The 15,049-nt window shown below is 69.4% G+C and carries 14 protein-coding genes; 13 read left to right on the top strand and 1 reads right to left on the bottom strand.

Translation table 11 applies throughout. From position 1 onward, the window contains the following. Positions 1-43: 43 nt before the first annotated feature. Genes thrA through thrC form a run of 3 tightly spaced genes read left to right on the top strand, consistent with a single transcriptional unit; the run spans position 44 to position 4,775 of the window. Positions 44-2,548, top strand: a complete 2,505-nt coding sequence (thrA, locus tag AC06FA_RS08710; RefSeq protein WP_478067947.1) for a bifunctional aspartate kinase/homoserine dehydrogenase I — start codon at positions 44-46, stop codon at positions 2,546-2,548. Continuing rightward, the gene (locus AC06FA_RS08705) at positions 2,545-3,459 is read left to right on the top strand and encodes a homoserine kinase (protein WP_478067946.1); all 915 of its coding nucleotides are present in this window, start codon (positions 2,545-2,547) and stop codon (positions 3,457-3,459) included. The genes thrA and AC06FA_RS08705 overlap by 4 nt, the downstream gene beginning before the upstream one ends. Before the next feature lie 29 nt (positions 3,460-3,488). Next, positions 3,489-4,775, top strand: a complete 1,287-nt coding sequence (thrC, locus tag AC06FA_RS08700; RefSeq protein ID WP_478067964.1) for a threonine synthase — start codon at positions 3,489-3,491, stop codon at positions 4,773-4,775. A gap of 79 nt (positions 4,776-4,854) precedes the next feature. On the opposite strand, the gene AC06FA_RS08695 is transcribed toward thrC, so the two are convergent. After that, on the bottom strand, positions 4,855-5,607 hold the full coding sequence (locus AC06FA_RS08695) for a Crp/Fnr family transcriptional regulator (RefSeq protein ID WP_312710160.1): 753 nt from the start codon (positions 5,605-5,607) through the stop codon (positions 4,855-4,857). A 140-nt stretch (positions 5,608-5,747) separates the two neighbouring features. On the opposite strand from AC06FA_RS08695, the gene hisS reads away from it, so the two are divergent. From hisS to hisIE, 10 genes are all read left to right on the top strand, one after another. Next, complete coding sequence (gene hisS, locus AC06FA_RS08690; protein ID WP_478067945.1) at positions 5,748-7,142, top strand: histidine--tRNA ligase; 1,395 nt, start codon at positions 5,748-5,750, stop codon at positions 7,140-7,142. 405 nt (positions 7,143-7,547) lie between these two features. After that, entirely contained in the window at positions 7,548-7,856 is a 309-nt protein-coding gene (locus AC06FA_RS08685; RefSeq protein WP_108754790.1) for a YerC/YecD family TrpR-related protein, read from the top strand. A 34-nt stretch (positions 7,857-7,890) separates the two neighbouring features. Then, positions 7,891-8,802, top strand: a complete 912-nt coding sequence (hisG, locus tag AC06FA_RS08680) for an ATP phosphoribosyltransferase (protein ID WP_478067944.1) — start codon at positions 7,891-7,893, stop codon at positions 8,800-8,802. Beyond that, positions 8,799-10,094, top strand: a complete 1,296-nt coding sequence (hisD, locus tag AC06FA_RS08675) for a histidinol dehydrogenase (RefSeq protein ID WP_478067943.1) — start codon at positions 8,799-8,801, stop codon at positions 10,092-10,094. The genes hisG and hisD overlap by 4 nt, the downstream gene beginning before the upstream one ends. Next, positions 10,091-11,182, top strand: a complete 1,092-nt coding sequence (hisC, locus tag AC06FA_RS08670; protein WP_478067942.1) for a histidinol-phosphate transaminase — start codon at positions 10,091-10,093, stop codon at positions 11,180-11,182. The genes hisD and hisC overlap by 4 nt, the downstream gene beginning before the upstream one ends. Then, complete coding sequence (gene hisB / locus AC06FA_RS08665; protein WP_478067941.1) at positions 11,179-12,252, top strand: bifunctional histidinol-phosphatase/imidazoleglycerol-phosphate dehydratase HisB; 1,074 nt, start codon at positions 11,179-11,181, stop codon at positions 12,250-12,252. The genes hisC and hisB overlap by 4 nt, the downstream gene beginning before the upstream one ends. After that, the gene (hisH, locus tag AC06FA_RS08660; RefSeq protein WP_478067940.1) at positions 12,249-12,851 is read left to right on the top strand and encodes an imidazole glycerol phosphate synthase subunit HisH; all 603 of its coding nucleotides are present in this window, start codon (positions 12,249-12,251) and stop codon (positions 12,849-12,851) included. The genes hisB and hisH overlap by 4 nt, the downstream gene beginning before the upstream one ends. Next, positions 12,848-13,582: a 1-(5-phosphoribosyl)-5-[(5-phosphoribosylamino)methylideneamino]imidazole-4-carboxamide isomerase gene (gene hisA, locus AC06FA_RS08655; protein WP_478067939.1), complete on the top strand. Its 735-nt coding sequence runs from the start codon at positions 12,848-12,850 to the stop codon at positions 13,580-13,582. Before hisH ends, hisA begins: the two co-directional genes overlap by 4 nt. Continuing rightward, a complete protein-coding gene (gene hisF / locus AC06FA_RS08650) occupies positions 13,576-14,352 on the top strand; it encodes an imidazole glycerol phosphate synthase subunit HisF (RefSeq protein WP_478067938.1) in 777 nt (258 codons plus the stop codon). Before hisA ends, hisF begins: the two co-directional genes overlap by 7 nt. Then, positions 14,342-14,968, top strand: a complete 627-nt coding sequence (hisIE, locus tag AC06FA_RS08645; protein WP_478067937.1) for a bifunctional phosphoribosyl-AMP cyclohydrolase/phosphoribosyl-ATP diphosphatase HisIE — start codon at positions 14,342-14,344, stop codon at positions 14,966-14,968. Before hisF ends, hisIE begins: the two co-directional genes overlap by 11 nt. The last annotated feature ends 81 nt before the right edge of the window (positions 14,969-15,049 follow it).

Below are 15,049 nucleotides of genomic sequence, written 5' to 3'. Positions count from 1 at the left end.
AACTCGACACCTGCATGCGACGGGGCCTCCCAATGAGGTCTGCATGTCTGCCAACGCCCCCGCTCATTCCGCTGCCCACGCCGATCTGGCTGCGCCGTCCACTGTCGTGCACAAGTTCGGCGGCACCTCGGTGGCCGACGCCGAGCGCTATCGCCACGTAGCGGGGCTGCTGCTGGCCCGCCCCGAAGCGCTGCAGGTCACCGTGGTGTCGGCCATGAAGGGGGTGACCGATGCGCTGATCGAACTGGCCCAGCTGGCCGCACACGGCGACGCCGGCTGGCGCGATGCCTGGCATGCGGTGCGCGCGCGCCATCGCGGTGCGGCCGTGGCGCTGCTGGGCGAACAGGTGGGCGAGACCGTGGAATGGATCGATGCACGCTTTGACCAGTTGGCCGAGGTGCTGGCCGCGCTGGCGGTGATCGGCGAACTGCCGCGCGAAGTGCTGGATCGCGTGCAGGGGCTGGGCGAAGTGTTTTCCGCGCAGCTGCTGGGCAGCCACCTGCGGGCGCTGGGCGAAGACTGCGCGGTGCTGGATGCGCGTGACGTGCTGGTGGTCGGCCATGGCGAACTGGGCGTGGACGTGGACTGGGAGGCCAGTGCCGACCGCTTGGCCAACTGGCGCCTGCAGCACCCGCAGGCGCGCGTGGTGGCGACCGGTTTCGTGGCGCGCGACCGCCAGGATCGCATCACCACGCTGGGCCGCAACGGCAGCGACTATTCCGGCGCGATCTTCGCCGCCCTGTTCAACGCCGATGAGCTGCATATCTGGACCGATGTGGACGGCGTGCTGTCGGCCGACCCGCGACTGGTGCCCGAAGCGGTGCAGCTGGAGGCATTGAGCTACGACGAAGCCTGCGAACTGGCGTACTTCGGCGCCAAGGTGGTGCATCCGCAGACGATGTCGCCGGCAATCCGCCTGGGCATGCCGATCATCATCCGCAACACCTTCCAGCCGCTGCATCCGGGCACGCGCATCAGTGCCGAGCGCTCGCCGCGCGGGCCGGTGAAGGGGCTGACGCTAAGCCCGGGCCTGGCCCTGCTGAACCTGGAGGGCACCGGTCTGATGGGCGTGCCGGGTACCGCCGAACGAGTGTTCTCGGCCTTGCGCCAGGCGCATGTATCGGTGGTGATGATCTCGCAGGGGTCCTCTGAACATTCGATCTGCTGCGTGGTGCGCGGCGCCGAGGCCGCGCGCGGCCGCGAGGCGCTGCTGCAGGCGTTTGCCCACGAACTGTCGGTGGGGCAGGTGCAGCGGGTGCAGGTCAGTGGCGATGTGAGCGTGCTGGCTGCGGTGGGCGACGGCATGGCCGGCCAACCGGGTGTGGCCGCACGCCTGTTCGAAGCGCTGGGCCGCGCGCAGGTGAACATCCTGGCGATCGCGCAGGGCTCGTCGGAGCGCAACATTTCGGTGGCCGTGTCCAGTGCCGATGCGCCGCGCGCGCTGCGCGCCGCCCATGCCGGGTTCTGGCTGTCGCCGCAGACGTTCGCGGTAGGCGTGATCGGTCCGGGCAACGTGGGTGCGGCACTGCTGGACCAGTTGCTGGCGGCGCGCCCGCAGCTGCTGGCCAAGGCCAATGTCGATCTGCGCGTGCGCGCGTTGGCCTCGCGCTCGCGCATGCGCCTGGAGGCGGAGGTGCTGCATGCCGACTGGCGCGCAGCATTGCAGGAGAACGGCCAGGCCAGCGATCTGGATGCCTTCACCGAGCACCTGCTGGCCGCGCACCTGCCACATGCGATGGTGATCGACTGCAGCGGCAGCGCCGAGGTGGCCGAGCGCTACGCCGACTGGCTGGCGGCGGGCATCCATGTGGTCACTCCGAACAAACAGGCCGGCGCCGGCCCGCTGGCACGCTACCAGCGCATCCGTGCGGCCGCGGCAGCCAGCGGCGCACGTTTCCGCTATGAAGCCACGGTCGGCGCAGGCCTGCCGGTGATCACCACGCTGCGCGACCTGGTGGACACCGGTGATGAAGTGCTGGCGATCGAAGGCATCTTCTCCGGCACGCTGGCCTGGCTGTTCAACCGGTTCGACGGCAGCCAGCCGTTCTCGGAACTGGTGGCGCAGGCGCGTTCCATGGGCTACACCGAACCGGACCCGCGTGATGACCTGTCCGGCGTGGATGTGGCGCGCAAGCTGGTGATCCTGGCCCGCGAGGCCGGGCATGCGCTCAGCCTGGAACAGGTGCAGGTGGAAAGCCTGGTGCCGGCCGCGCTGCGCGAGGGCAGCGTGGAGGACTTCATGGCGCGGCTGGGCGAATCGGATGCGGAACTGCTGGCCCGGCTGCAGGCCGCGCGTGAGCGTGGCGCCGTATTGCGTTACGTGGCACGACTTGGGGCCGACGGTGCATCGGTGGGCCTGCAGGAGCTGCCGGCCGACCACGCTTTCGCCAACCTGCGCCTGACCGACAACGTGGTGCAGTTCCGTACCCGCCGCTACTGTGACAATCCGCTGGTGGTGCAGGGCCCGGGTGCAGGCCCGGAAGTGACCGCCGCCGGCGTCTTCGCCGACCTGCTGCGGGTGGCGGCTGGCGAAGGAGCGCGGCTGTGATCGCACGTGCATTTGCGCCGGGCTCGGTGGCCAACGTGGCCGTGGGCTTCGACATCCTCGGCCATGCCATGGCCGGGGTGGGCGATACGGTGACGGTGCGCCGCATTGCCGACCCGCTGGTACGTATCGATGCAATCCGCGGCAGCGAGGTGGCACTGCCCTTGGACGCCGCCGGCAACACGGCCGGTGCGGCGCTGATGTCGCTGCGCGAAGCGCTGGGCCTGGAATTCGGCTTCGCCATCGAGATCGACAAGGGCATTCCGTTCGGTTCGGGTATGGGCGGTTCGGCTGCTTCGTGCGTGGCCGCACTGGTGGCCGCCAACGCGCTGCTGGATTCGCCGCTGCCGCGCGCCGCGTTGTACCCGCATGCGCTGGATGGCGAGGCCGTGGCCAGTGGCGGGCGCCACGGCGACAACGTCGGCCCTCTGCTGCTGGGCGGGCTGGCGCTGTGCACCGCAGATCGCCTGGTGCCGGTGCCGGTACCGGCCAGCTGGCACAGCCTGCTGGTGCACCCGCACGCGGTGCTGGAAACGCGGCGTGCGCGGCAGGCGCTGCAGGGCAGCTATGCACTGGGCGAGTTCGTGGCGCAGAGCGCCAACCTGGCGCTGGTGCTCAGTGGCTGCCATCGCAGTGATCCGGAGCTGGTACGGGCCGGCCTGCGCGATGTGCTGGTGGAGCCGCGCCGTGCCGGGCTGATTGCCGGTTTCGATGCGGCCAAGGCGGCGGCGTTGGCGGCCGGCGCGATGGGTGCCGGTATTTCCGGTGCCGGCCCCAGCGTGTTCGCCTGGTTTGAAGATGCCGACCGCGCCAGGGCCGCGGCGGCGCCGGTGCGTGCCGCGTTCGCGGCCGCCGGTCTGGACAGCGAGGCCTGGGTCTCGCCGCTGGATGCCCCGGGAGCGCACCTGTGCTGAATCCTTCCCCCCTTCTGGAAACCGACGTGATGCATTTCGTATCGACCCGTGGCCAGTCACCGGCCGTTGGCCTGAGTGCCGCCATTGCCGCGGGGCTGGCCCCTGATGGTGGCCTGTATGTTCCCGAGCGCCTGCCGTCGCCCCGTGTACTGCAGGCCGGTGCAACCCTGGCCGACACCGCCGCGGATCTGCTGGCGCCGTTCTTTGCAGGTGATGCACTGGCCGATGCGCTGCCTGCAATCTGCCAGCAGGCGTTCGATTTCCCCGTGCCGCTGCGCGCGCTCGGCAATGGCGACCATGTGCTGGAGCTGTTTCACGGGCCGACGGCCGCGTTCAAGGACATCGGTGCGCGTTTCCTGGCCGGTGCGTTGTCGCGCCTGCAGGCCGGCAAGGACCGCGACCTGACCATCGTGGTGGCGACCTCCGGCGATACCGGCGCCGCCGTGGCCGCGGCCTTCCACCAGCTGCCGGGCGTGCGCGTGGTGGTGCTGTATCCCGACGGTCGCGTATCGCCGCGCCAGGCGCATCAGCTGGGCTGCTTCGGGGGCAACATCCAGGCGCTGCGCGTGGCCGGTTCGTTCGATGACTGCCAGGCCATGGCCAAGCAGGCGCTGGCCGATACCGGGTTGCAGGCGCAGGTGCCGCTCAGTTCGGCCAACAGCATCAGCCTGGGCCGTCTGCTGCCGCAGATGAGCTACTACGCGCACGCCGCGCTGGTGCACCACGCGCAGAGCGGGGGCCGCTTGAACCTGGTGGTGCCCACCGGCAACCTGGGCAATGCGATGGCCGCAGTGCTGGCGCGCGCGCTGGGTGTGCCGATCGGGCAGATCGTGCTGGCGACCAACGCCAACGCGGTGTTGCCGGGCTACTTCAACGGCGGCGATTACCAGCCGCAGGCCAGCGTGCCCACCGTGGCCAACGCCATGGATGTCGGCGCGCCCAGCAATTTCGAGCGCCTGCGCTGGCTGTACAACGAGGACGATGCCGAACTGCGCGCGGCGTTCCGTGCCTTCAGCGTGGACGATGTGACGATCCGTGCGACCATCGCCAGTGAACATGCCAGCCATGGCGAACTGTTCTGCCCGCACACGGCCACGGCGGTAAAGGTGCTGCGCGACCTGCGCCTGCGCGGTGCCAAGGGGGATTGGGCGGTGGTGGCGACGGCGCACCCGGCGAAGTTCGAGGCCGTGGTGGAGCCGTTGATCGGTGAAGCCGTGGCGGTGCCGCCGGCGCTGGAGGCGCTGCTGCAGCGCCCGGCGCACGCCGAACCATTGCCTGCCGATTACAGCGCGTTGCGCGCGGTGTTGTTGCGCTGATCAAATGCCGCCGGGCATGGCCCGGCGCTACCGGAGAGCGGCGAAGGGGGTAGCGCCGGGCCATGCCCGGCGGCTGCGGTTACAGCAGACCGTCACCGGCCAGCGCACGCAGGCCGTCTTCGTCCTGGATCTCCACCACGTTCAGGTGGGGCAGGGCGATCAGACCCTGCTGGCGCAGCTTGGTGAAGGTCCGGCTGACGGTTTCCATGGTCAGGCCCAGGTGGTCGGCAATATCGCCGCGGCCCATGGGCAGCTGCACGCGCAGGCCGTCCCCGCCCAGGCGGGCCTCTCGTGCGGCCAGGCGCAGCAGGAAATCGGCCAGCTTCTCCGCCGGTTGCAGGCGGGCCAGGGCCAGCGCGGCGTCCTGTGCGGCGTCCAGTTCCTGGCAGGCGCGCTGCAGCAGCTTGCGTTCCAGGTGCGGGTAACGCCCGCGCAGGGCCCGCATCTGCGGCATGGCCACCCGGCACACGCGGCTGTCCGCGATGGCTTCGATATCGTAGCGATGGTGGTCGCTGCCACTCAGGCCCAGGTAATCGCCCGGCAGCACGAAGCCGCTGATCTGGCGGCGGCCATCGGCCAGGGTGCGCACCAGGCGCAGTGCACCGGCAGTCAATGTATAGACATGCAGGCGCTCTTCGCCGCTGCGGGCCAAGGTGCTGCCCACCGCCACCTGCTGCGATACGGTGACCTGTTCCAGGGCCTGTACCTCGTCCGGCGACAGCGCCGAGCACACGGCCAGATGCCGCACCGAGCAGTGCAGGCAGTCCAGCGTGGTGCAGGACGATCCAGCGGAGGAGGGATCAGCGGGCTGGGCGCCGTCGGGCCGGGACATGGTGCAGGGGCAGATCGCGGGCGGGGGAGGCCTTTATGATACTTCAAGCGGCCAGATGGCCCCTGATCGGCGGTTGAGCGATGCGGGGCGCTAGAATGTTGCCCCCTCCCACGTTCCCGTTCCTGCAGGAGTTCCGCCCCGTGATCAAGCCCCGTACCCCGCCCGGCACCCTTGAACTGCTGCCGCGCGAGCAGATTGCGTTCCAGCGCATGCTGGACGTCATCCGCCGCAACTACGAGCGCTTCGGGTTCCTGCCGGTGGAAACCCCGGTGTTCGAGCTGTCTGATGTGCTGCTGACCAAGTCCGGTGGCGAAACCGAGCGCCAGGTGTACTTCGTGCAGTCCACCGGTGCGCTGGCCAACGCCGCCGAATCGGGTGATCGTTCGCTGCCGGAAATGGCGCTGCGTTTCGACCTGACCGTGCCGCTGGCCCGCTACGTGGCCGAGCACGAACACGAGCTGACCTTCCCGTTCCGCCGCTACCAGATGCAGCGCGTGTACCGCGGTGAACGCGCCCAGCGTGGCCGCTTCCGCGAGTTCTACCAGTGCGACATCGATGTGATCGGCAAGGACAGCCTGAGCGTGCGTTACGACGCTGAAGTGCTGGCGGTCATCCATGCGGTGTTCTCGGAACTGCGCATCGGCGATTTCAGCATCCAGCTGAACAACCGCAAGCTGATGCGCGGCTTCTTCGAAAGCCTGGGCGTGGCCGAAGGCGAGCGCCAGCTGGCCGTGCTGCGCGAAGTGGACAAGCTGGACAAGCGTGGCCCCGACTACGTGCGCGAGACGCTGGTGGGCGAGGGCTTCGGGATTCCGGCCGAGCAGGTCGAGAAGATCCTGGCGTTCGTAGCGGTGCGTTCGCAGGGCCATGCCGATGCGCTGGCCCAGCTGGCCGCGCTGGAAGCCAATGCCGCATCGTCGGACACCCTGCGTGCGGGCGTGGCCGAGCTGCGTGAAGTGCTGCAGCTGGTGCAGGCGCTGGGCGTGCCGGAAAGCGCGTACTGCCTGAACTTCTCCATCGCCCGCGGCCTGGATTACTACACCGGCACCGTGTACGAAACCACGCTGACCGACCACCCGCAGATCGGTTCGATCTGCTCGGGTGGCCGTTACGAAGACCTGGCCAGCCACTACAGCAAGTCCAAGCTGCCGGGCGTGGGTATTTCCATCGGCCTGTCGCGCCTGTTCTGGCAGCTGCGCGAAGCTGGCCTGATCGACGGCATCGAGGCCAGCAGCGTGCAGGCGCTGGTCGCGCTGATGGACGAGCAGGGCATGGCGCAGTCGCTGGACATCGCCCGCCGCCTGCGCAGCGGTGGCATCAACACCGAAGTGCAGATGGAGCCGAAGAAGATCGGCAAGCAGTTCCAGTATGCGGCCAAGGCCGGCATCCGTTTTGTCGTACTGGCCGGCGAAGACGAACTGGCACGCGGTGTGGTAGCGGTGAAGGACCTGGTGCGCGAGCAGCAGTTCGAAGTATCGCGCGACGAACTGGCCAGCACCCTGCAGGTCGAGCTGGAACAGTCGAAAGTGATGTAAGGGCCGTTGGCCGCACGCCGACACCCCACGAAACGCCCACCTCCTGGTGGGCGTTTTTTTGTGCCCATCCCAGGGGTCAGAGCCGTTTTCCTTCAGAAAACGGATCCGACCCCTTGCCGTTCCAGCAGCTCGCGGCCAACTGTCGAAGGCGGGGTGGGTCCGGTTGAGGGGGCGTGAGCCGCATGGATGCGGCGACCGAGCTTACATGGACGTACTTGCAGCGTCCCCCTCAACCGGACCCAGCCCGCCAACCCTCAGCAGCCAAGCTCTTGACGTTGATGTTGATGTTGACGTTGGCGGGTGCAGGGCGCAGCCCTGCCCACACCCCCCCCAGATTTGACGCACTGCGCAAGAGTGCGCTAATGTACTAACGCGCTATTACATTGATGCAAGAAATCGACCCCCGTGAAAGCCCGCCCCGACATTGCCGCCAAAGACCCGCAGGCCGACCTGGACGCCCTGGCCCAGGCCTTTGCCGCCCTGCGCGCCCCCGACGAAGTGGCGGCCTTCCTGCGTGATCTGTGTACCCCCGCCGAGCTGGAAGCCATGGCCGACCGCTGGAAGGTCGTGCCGCTGCTGCAGCAGGGCGTGCCGTACCGCGAGATCCATGAACGTACCGGGGTCAGCGTGACCACCACCGGACGGGTGGCGCGCACGCTCGAGCATGGCCATCGAGGCTATGCCGCTGCCATCGACCGCCTTGCTTCGCGCTGACCCGCGCCCCGTTCCGAACTTCGAGACCTCCCCCATGAGTGCAACCCAGGCAGCACCGGCACGCGACCGGCTGCGCATCGCCATCCAGAAGAGCGGCCGTCTGGCCGAACCCGCCCGCAACCTGCTCAGTGCCTGCGGCCTGAGCTGGCGCGAAAGCCGCGACAAGTTGTTCTGCTACGGCGAATCGCTGCCGGTGGACCTGCTGCTGGTGCGCGACGACGACATTCCCGGCCTGATCGCCGACGGCGTGTGCGACCTGGGCATCGTGGGCCGCAACGAACTGGACGAACAGGCCGCCGCGCGCCGCCAGATCGGCCTGCCGGACGCCTACCAGGCCCTGCGCGGGCTGGGCTTCGGCCAGTGCCGGCTGATGCTGGCCGTGCCCGAAGAGTGGCAGTGGACCGGGCCGGCGCAGCTGGCCGGCACCCGCATCGCCACCAGCTACCCGGCCATCCTCAAGCAGTGGCTGGGCGAGCAGGGCGTGGACGCGCAGGTGGTGGAACTGTCCGGCTCGGTGGAAATCGCCCCGCGCCTGGGCACTGCCGACCTGATCTGCGATCTGGTGTCCAGCGGCGCCACCCTGCGCGCCAACCAGCTCACCCCCGTGCACAACCTGCTGGACAGCGAAGCGGTGCTGGCCGGTGCCGTGCGCGTGCCCGACGATGCCCGTGCCGGCCTGCGCAGCATGCTGCTGCGCCGCCTGGATGGGGTGGTGCAGAAGCAGGACCGCAAGCTGCTGATGTTCCGCGCCAGCGAAGACCGGGTGGACGCGCTGGCGCAGTTGCTGGCCGATGCCGAGCCGCTGGTGCGTTTGCCTGCCGATGGGGGCGCGCTGCGCCTGCAGACCATGTGCCCGGGTCCGTTGACCTGGCAGCGTATGGAAGAGCTGGAGCGCGCCGGCGCCCAGGGCCTGATGGTGTTGAGCGTGGAGCGGTCGCTGGCATGAATCGTCTGATCTGGTCGCAACTTGATGACGCCGCGCGCAGCGAGGCCCTGACCCGCCCGGTGCAGACCGTGGCCCAGCAGACCCGCGATGCGGTGGCTGCGCTGATCGCGCAGGTGCGCGCCGATGGCGATTCCGCCCTGCGCGCGATCACCGCCCGTTTCGACGGGGTGGAACTGCCTGCGTTCGAAGTATCCGAAAGCGAGTTCGCCGCGGCCGAAGCGGCCGTGCCGGCTGAGCTGCGCCAGGCCATGGTCGAGGCCGCCGAGCGCATCGGCCGCTTCCACCAGGCCGGCATGGGCCAGGGCTATGCGGTGGAAACCGCACCGGGCGTGGTCTGCGAGCGCATGCTGCGGCCGATCGGCCGGGTTGGGCTGTACGTGCCCGCCGGCAGCGCGCCGCTGCCGTCCACCGCGCTGATGCTGGGCGTGCCGGCGCAACTGGCCGGCTGCCCACAGGTGGTGCTGTGCACGCCGCCGCGCGCCGACGGCAGTGCCGATCCGGCCGTACTGGTGGCCGCGCGGCTGACCGGCGTGCAGCGCGTGTACAAGCTGGGCGGCGCGCAGGCCATTGCCGCGATGGCCTATGGCACGGACAGCATTCCGGCCTGCGACAAACTGTTCGGGCCGGGTAACAGTTTCGTGACCGAGGCCAAGCAGCAGGTGGCGCAGGACGGTGCGGCCGCCATCGACATGCCGGCCGGCCCGTCGGAAGTGCTGGTGATCGCCGATGCGGGTGCCAATCCCGCGTTCGTGGCGGCTGACCTGCTGTCGCAGGCCGAGCACGGCCCCGATTCGCAGGTGCTGCTGCTGACCGACGACGCGGCCATGCTGGCAGCGGTTGAGGCGGAAGTGGAGCGCCAGGTCGCCCTGTTGCCGCGCCAGCAGATTGCGCGGCAGGCCCTGTCGGCGTCGCGCCTGATCCAGGTCGACGCGCTTGACGAAGCCTTCGCGATCAGCAACCGCTACGCGCCCGAGCACCTGATCCTGGCGCTGCGTGAACCGCGTGACTGGCTGCCGCAGGTGCAGGCGGCCGGTTCGGTATTCCTGGGCGACTACACGCCCGAAGCGCTGGGCGATTACTGCAGTGGCACCAACCACGTGCTGCCCACCGCCGGTGCCGCCCGCGCCTACAGCGGCGTGAGCGTGGCCAGCTTCCAGAACCTGATCAGCGTGCAGAGCGCCAGCGCGCAGGGGCTTGCGGCGATCGGTGGCTGTGCGCGCATCATCGCCAGTGCCGAAGGCCTGGACGCGCACGAGCGCGCCGTGGCCATTCGCATGGAGGTGGCCGCATGAGCGCGCTGGACGACGTATTGGCGCTGGTGCGCCCGGACCTGCAGGCGTTTGCCGGCTACAGTTCGGCACGCAGCGCGGCGGTGCAGGGCGATGTCTGGCTGAACGCCAACGAGTCGGCCTGGGCCAACCCAGCCGATGCCGCCGGCAGCAGCCGCCGCTACCCCGAGCCGCAGCCGCTGGCGCTGCGCGAGGGCCTGGCCGCGCTGTATGGCGTGCAGCCGCTGCAGCTGCTGATCGGCCGCGGCAGCGACGAAGCCATCGACCTGCTGGTGCGCGCGCTGTGCGTGCCCGGCCGCGACGGCGTACTGGTCACCTCGCCGGTGTTTGGCATGTACGCGGTGTGCGCGCGCCTGCAGGGCGCGCCGCTGATCGACGTGCCGCTGGTGGACGGCGAAGACGGCCTGCGCGCCGATCTGGACGCGGTCATCGGCGCCGCGCAGCAGCAGGGTGCGAAGCTGGTGTTCCTGTGCGCACCGTCCAACCCGGCCGGCAGTGATATCGCTCTGGCCGAGATCGAACGCGTCGCCACCGCATTGCAGGGCCAGGCCCTGGTGGTCGTGGACGAGGCCTACGTGGAATACGCACAGCGCCCCTCGGCCACCACGCTGTTGTCCGCACACGCCAACCTGGCGGTGCTGCGCACGCTGTCCAAGGCGCATGCGTTGGCGGCCGCGCGCATCGGTACCCTCATCGCGGCGCCGGAACTGATTGCCGTGCTGCGCCGCTGCCAGGCCCCGTACCCGGTGCCGACGCCGTGTGCCGAGCTGGCGGTGCAGGCGTTGCAGCCGGCCGCACTGGCCCGTACTGCAGAGCGCGTTGCAGCCGTCATCGCCGAGCGCGAGCGCCTGTTCACCGCGCTGCCCGGCCTGCCCGGCGTGCGCCGCGTGTACCGCTCGTCCGGCAACTATCTGCTGGTCCGTTTCAGTGATGCGCAGGCGGCATTCGATGCCTTGCTGGCCGCCGGCGTGGTGGTGCGCGACCAGCGCGCCGCGCCGCAGCTGGGCGATGCACTGCGCATCAGCATCGGCACACGCGAAGAGAACGACCGCGTGCTCGCGGCCCTGTCGGCTCGGAGGGCCGCTGCATGACCCCCATTCTGTTCATCGACCGCGACGGCACCCTGATCGAGGAGCCGGCCGACTTCCAGATCGACGCGTACGAGAAGCTGCGCTTCGTGCCGCAGGTCATCCCGGCGTTGCTGAAGCTGCGCGATGCCGGCTACCAGTTCGTCATCGTTACCAACCAGGATGGCCTGGGCAGCGAGGCCTATCCGCGCGCCAGCTTCGATGGCCCCAACGACCTGATGCTGCAGATCTTCGAAAGCCAGGGCATCGTCTTCCGTGACGTGCTGATCGACTGCAGCTGGCCGCAGGACAACGCGCCCACGCGCAAGCCGGGCATCGGCCTGATGACCGCTTACCTGCAGGACCGCAGCATCGACTGGGCGCGTTCGGGCATGGTCGGTGATCGCATCACCGACCTGCAGTTCGCCGACAACCTCAACATCCGCGGGTTCCAGCTGCGCACCGAACAGTTCGGCGGCGAGTGGGACTGGCCGGGCATCGCCCACGCACTGGCCGACGCGCCGCGTACCGCCGTGGTGCAGCGAAATACCAAGGAAACGAAGATCCGCGTCGAGCTGGACCTGGACCGTGCCGGCGATGCGCGCATCGCCACCGGCCTGCCGTTCTTCGACCACATGCTGGAACAGATCGGCAAGCACGGCGGTTTCGCTCTGGACATCCGGGCGGAAGGCGATCTGCACATCGACGAACACCACACCATCGAGGACACCGGCCTGGCGCTGGGGCAGGCGCTGCGCGAAGCGCTGGGCGACAAGCGCGGCATCGGCCGCTACGGCTTCACCCTACCGATGGACGAGACGTTGGCCAGTGCCGCGCTGGACTTCAGCGGCCGCCCGTACTTCGTGTTCGAAGGCGAGTTCAAGCGCGAGCGGGTGGGCGACATGCCCACCGAACTGGTGCCGCACTTCTTCCGTTCGCTGTGCGATGCCAGTGGCCTGAACCTGAACCTGCAGGTGCGCGGTGACAACGATCACCACAAGGTCGAAGCCTGCTTCAAGGCGCTGGCCCGTGCGCTTCGCCCGGCGCTGGCCCGCCAGGGCACGGCGTTGCCCAGCACCAAGGGGGCGCTGTGAGCGAGGTCGCGCTGATCGATGCCGGCGGTGCCAACCTGGGCTCGGTGCGCTACGCACTGGAGCGCCTGGGCGCGCGGGTGCGGCTGGTGCGCGATGGCGAAGGCCTGGCCGGCGCACAACGGGTGATCCTGCCCGGCGTGGGCGCGGCGGCGCCGGGCATGCAGCGGTTGCACGCGCAGGGCCTGGTCGAACCCCTGCGCCGCCTGGAGGTGCCGCTGATGGGCATCTGCCTGGGCATGCAGTTGCTGTTTGATCGTTCCGAAGAGGCCGGCGTGGACACCCTGGGCCTGATTCCCGGCGTGGTCCGCAAGCTGGTGCCGGCCTGCGGCATCCGCGTGCCGCACATGGGCTGGAACCGACTGCTGCCGCTGCGCGAATCGACCCTGCTGCAGGGCGTGCCCGAGCGTGCCAGCGCGTACTTCGTGCACAGCTACGCCGCCCCGCTGAACACCCACACCGTGGCCGCCTGCGATCACGGCGGCCTGTTCACCGCCGTGGTGGAGCAGGGCCGCTACTTCGGCGCCCAGTTCCACCCCGAGCGTTCCGGCGAGACCGGATCGCAGATGTTGCGCAATTTCCTTGAGGGCACCGCTGCATGAGCTTCACCGTCTACCCCGCGCTGGATATCCGTGATGGCCGCGTGGTGCGGCTGCGCCAGGGCGACTATGCGCAGGAAACCCATTACGGCGACGATCCGCTGCCGCGCGCGCAGGCCTTCGCCGCGCAGGGCGCGCAGTGGATGCACCTGGTCGATCTGGATGCGGCGCGCGCGGGCGGTTACACCCTGGCGCCGCTGCTGGCGGCGATCCGCGCACAGACCCCGCTGCAGGTGCAGACCGGCGGCGGCGTGCGCGGTCGCGACGACGTGGCGCGCATCCTCGACGCCGGCGCCGGCCGCGTGGTGGTCGGTTCGCTGGCCGTGCGCGAGCCGGACACCGTGATCGGCTGGCTGGCTGAGTTCGGTCCGCAGCGCCTGACGATCGCCCTGGACGCTCGCCAGGACGCGCAGGGCCAGTGGCAGCTGCCGGTACACGGCTGGACCGAGAACGCCGGGGTCACCCTGGATGCCCTGGCGCAGCGCTATGCGCAGGCCGGCATGGCCCACCTGCTGTGCACCGACATCGCCCGCGACGGCATGCTCGCCGGGCCGAACATCAGTCTGTACGCGCACCTTGCCGCGCTGCTGCCGGGCGTGGCCGTACAGGCCTCCGGCGGCATCCGCAGCGTGGCCGACGTGGCCGAGGCGCGCGCGGCCGGCTGCAGCGGCGCGATCCTGGGCAAGGCCCTGCTGGAACAGCGCATGGACCTGGGCGAGGCACTGGCATGTTGAGCCGCCGCATCATTCCCTGCCTGGACGTGCGCGATGGCCGCGTGGTCAAGGGCGTGCGTTTCCGCGACCACGTGGACATGGGCGATATCGCCGAGCTGGCCCAGCGCTATCGCGACCAGGGCGCCGACGAACTGGTGTTCTATGACATCGGCGCCAGCCCCGAGGCACGCTCGGTGGATGTGGGCTGGATCGAACGCATTGCCCGCCTGATCGATATTCCGTTCTGCGTGGCCGGTGGCATCGACAGCGTGGAAACCGCGCGCCGGGTGTTGTTCGCCGGCGCCGACAAGATCTCGATCAACTCGCCGGCGCTGGGGCGCCCCGAGTTGATCACCGAACTGGCCGACGAGTTCGGCGTGCAGTGCGTGGTGGTGGGCGTCGATTCGGTGCGCGAAGCCGATGGCGAATGGCGCGTGCGCCGCTTCACCGGTGACCCCAGCAAGACCCAGGCGGTGCCATTGCGCACCCTGGACTGGATCGCGGATGCGCAGCGGCGTGGTGCCGGTGAGATCGTGTTGAACTGCATGGACAGCGATGGCGTGCGCCGCGGCTACGACGTGGCACAGCTGCGCCAGGCGCGTGCGGTGTGCAACGTGCCGCTGATTGCCTCGGGCGGCGCCGGTGCCATGGAGCACTTCGCCCAGGCGTTCGACCAGGCCGACGTGGACGGTGCACTGGCTGCCAGCGTGTTCCACAGCGGCGCCATTGCGATTGCGGATTTGAAGCGCTACCTGCGCGAGCAACAGATCGAGGTTCGAGATGTCTATTGAAGTACGCCCGTCGCCGCAGGCCCTGGAAACGCTGGACTGGACCAAGGGCGATGGCCTGCTGCCGGCCGTGGTGCAGGATGCCGACACCCTGCAGGTGCTGATGCTGGGCTATGTGAATGCCGAGTCGCTGCATATCACCCAGGTGACCGGTCACATGACCTTCTACAGCCGCAGCAAGCAGCGCCTGTGGACCAAGGGCGAGCAGTCCGGCCACGTGCTGGCGGTGCAGTCGATCAGCGTCGATTGCGATGCTGACACCGTGCTGGTGCTGGCACGCCCGGCGGGCCCGACCTGCCACACCGGCGCGGAGAGTTGCTTCGACGGTGCGCCGAAGGATTTCCTGGGCGGGCTGGGGCGACTGGTGGCGGTGCGCGACGCACAGCGGCCGCCGGGCAGCTACACCACCTCGCTGTTCGAAGGCGGCATCCGCCGCATCGCACAGAAAGTGGGCGAGGAGGGCGTGGAAACCGCGCTGGCGGCGGTGGCGCAGGACGATGAGGCGCTGCTGGGCGAATCGGCCGACCTGCTGTACCACCTGCTGGTGCTGCTGCACGCACGCGGCCTGTCGCTGGATGATGCGCGGGCAGTGCTGGAGCAGCGCCATTCCCACGGGTAGAGCCAATGCAGTCGAGCATGGCTCGACTCTACAAGGGCGACAGATAGTGGTGTGCGGACCAACGGTCCGCACCTACAATAG

This window comes from Stenotrophomonas sp. Steno-C17 (assembly GCF_056393165.1).
The sequence above is the reverse complement of the archived record's forward strand: the minus strand, read 5'-3'. Positions and strand labels throughout refer to the sequence as shown.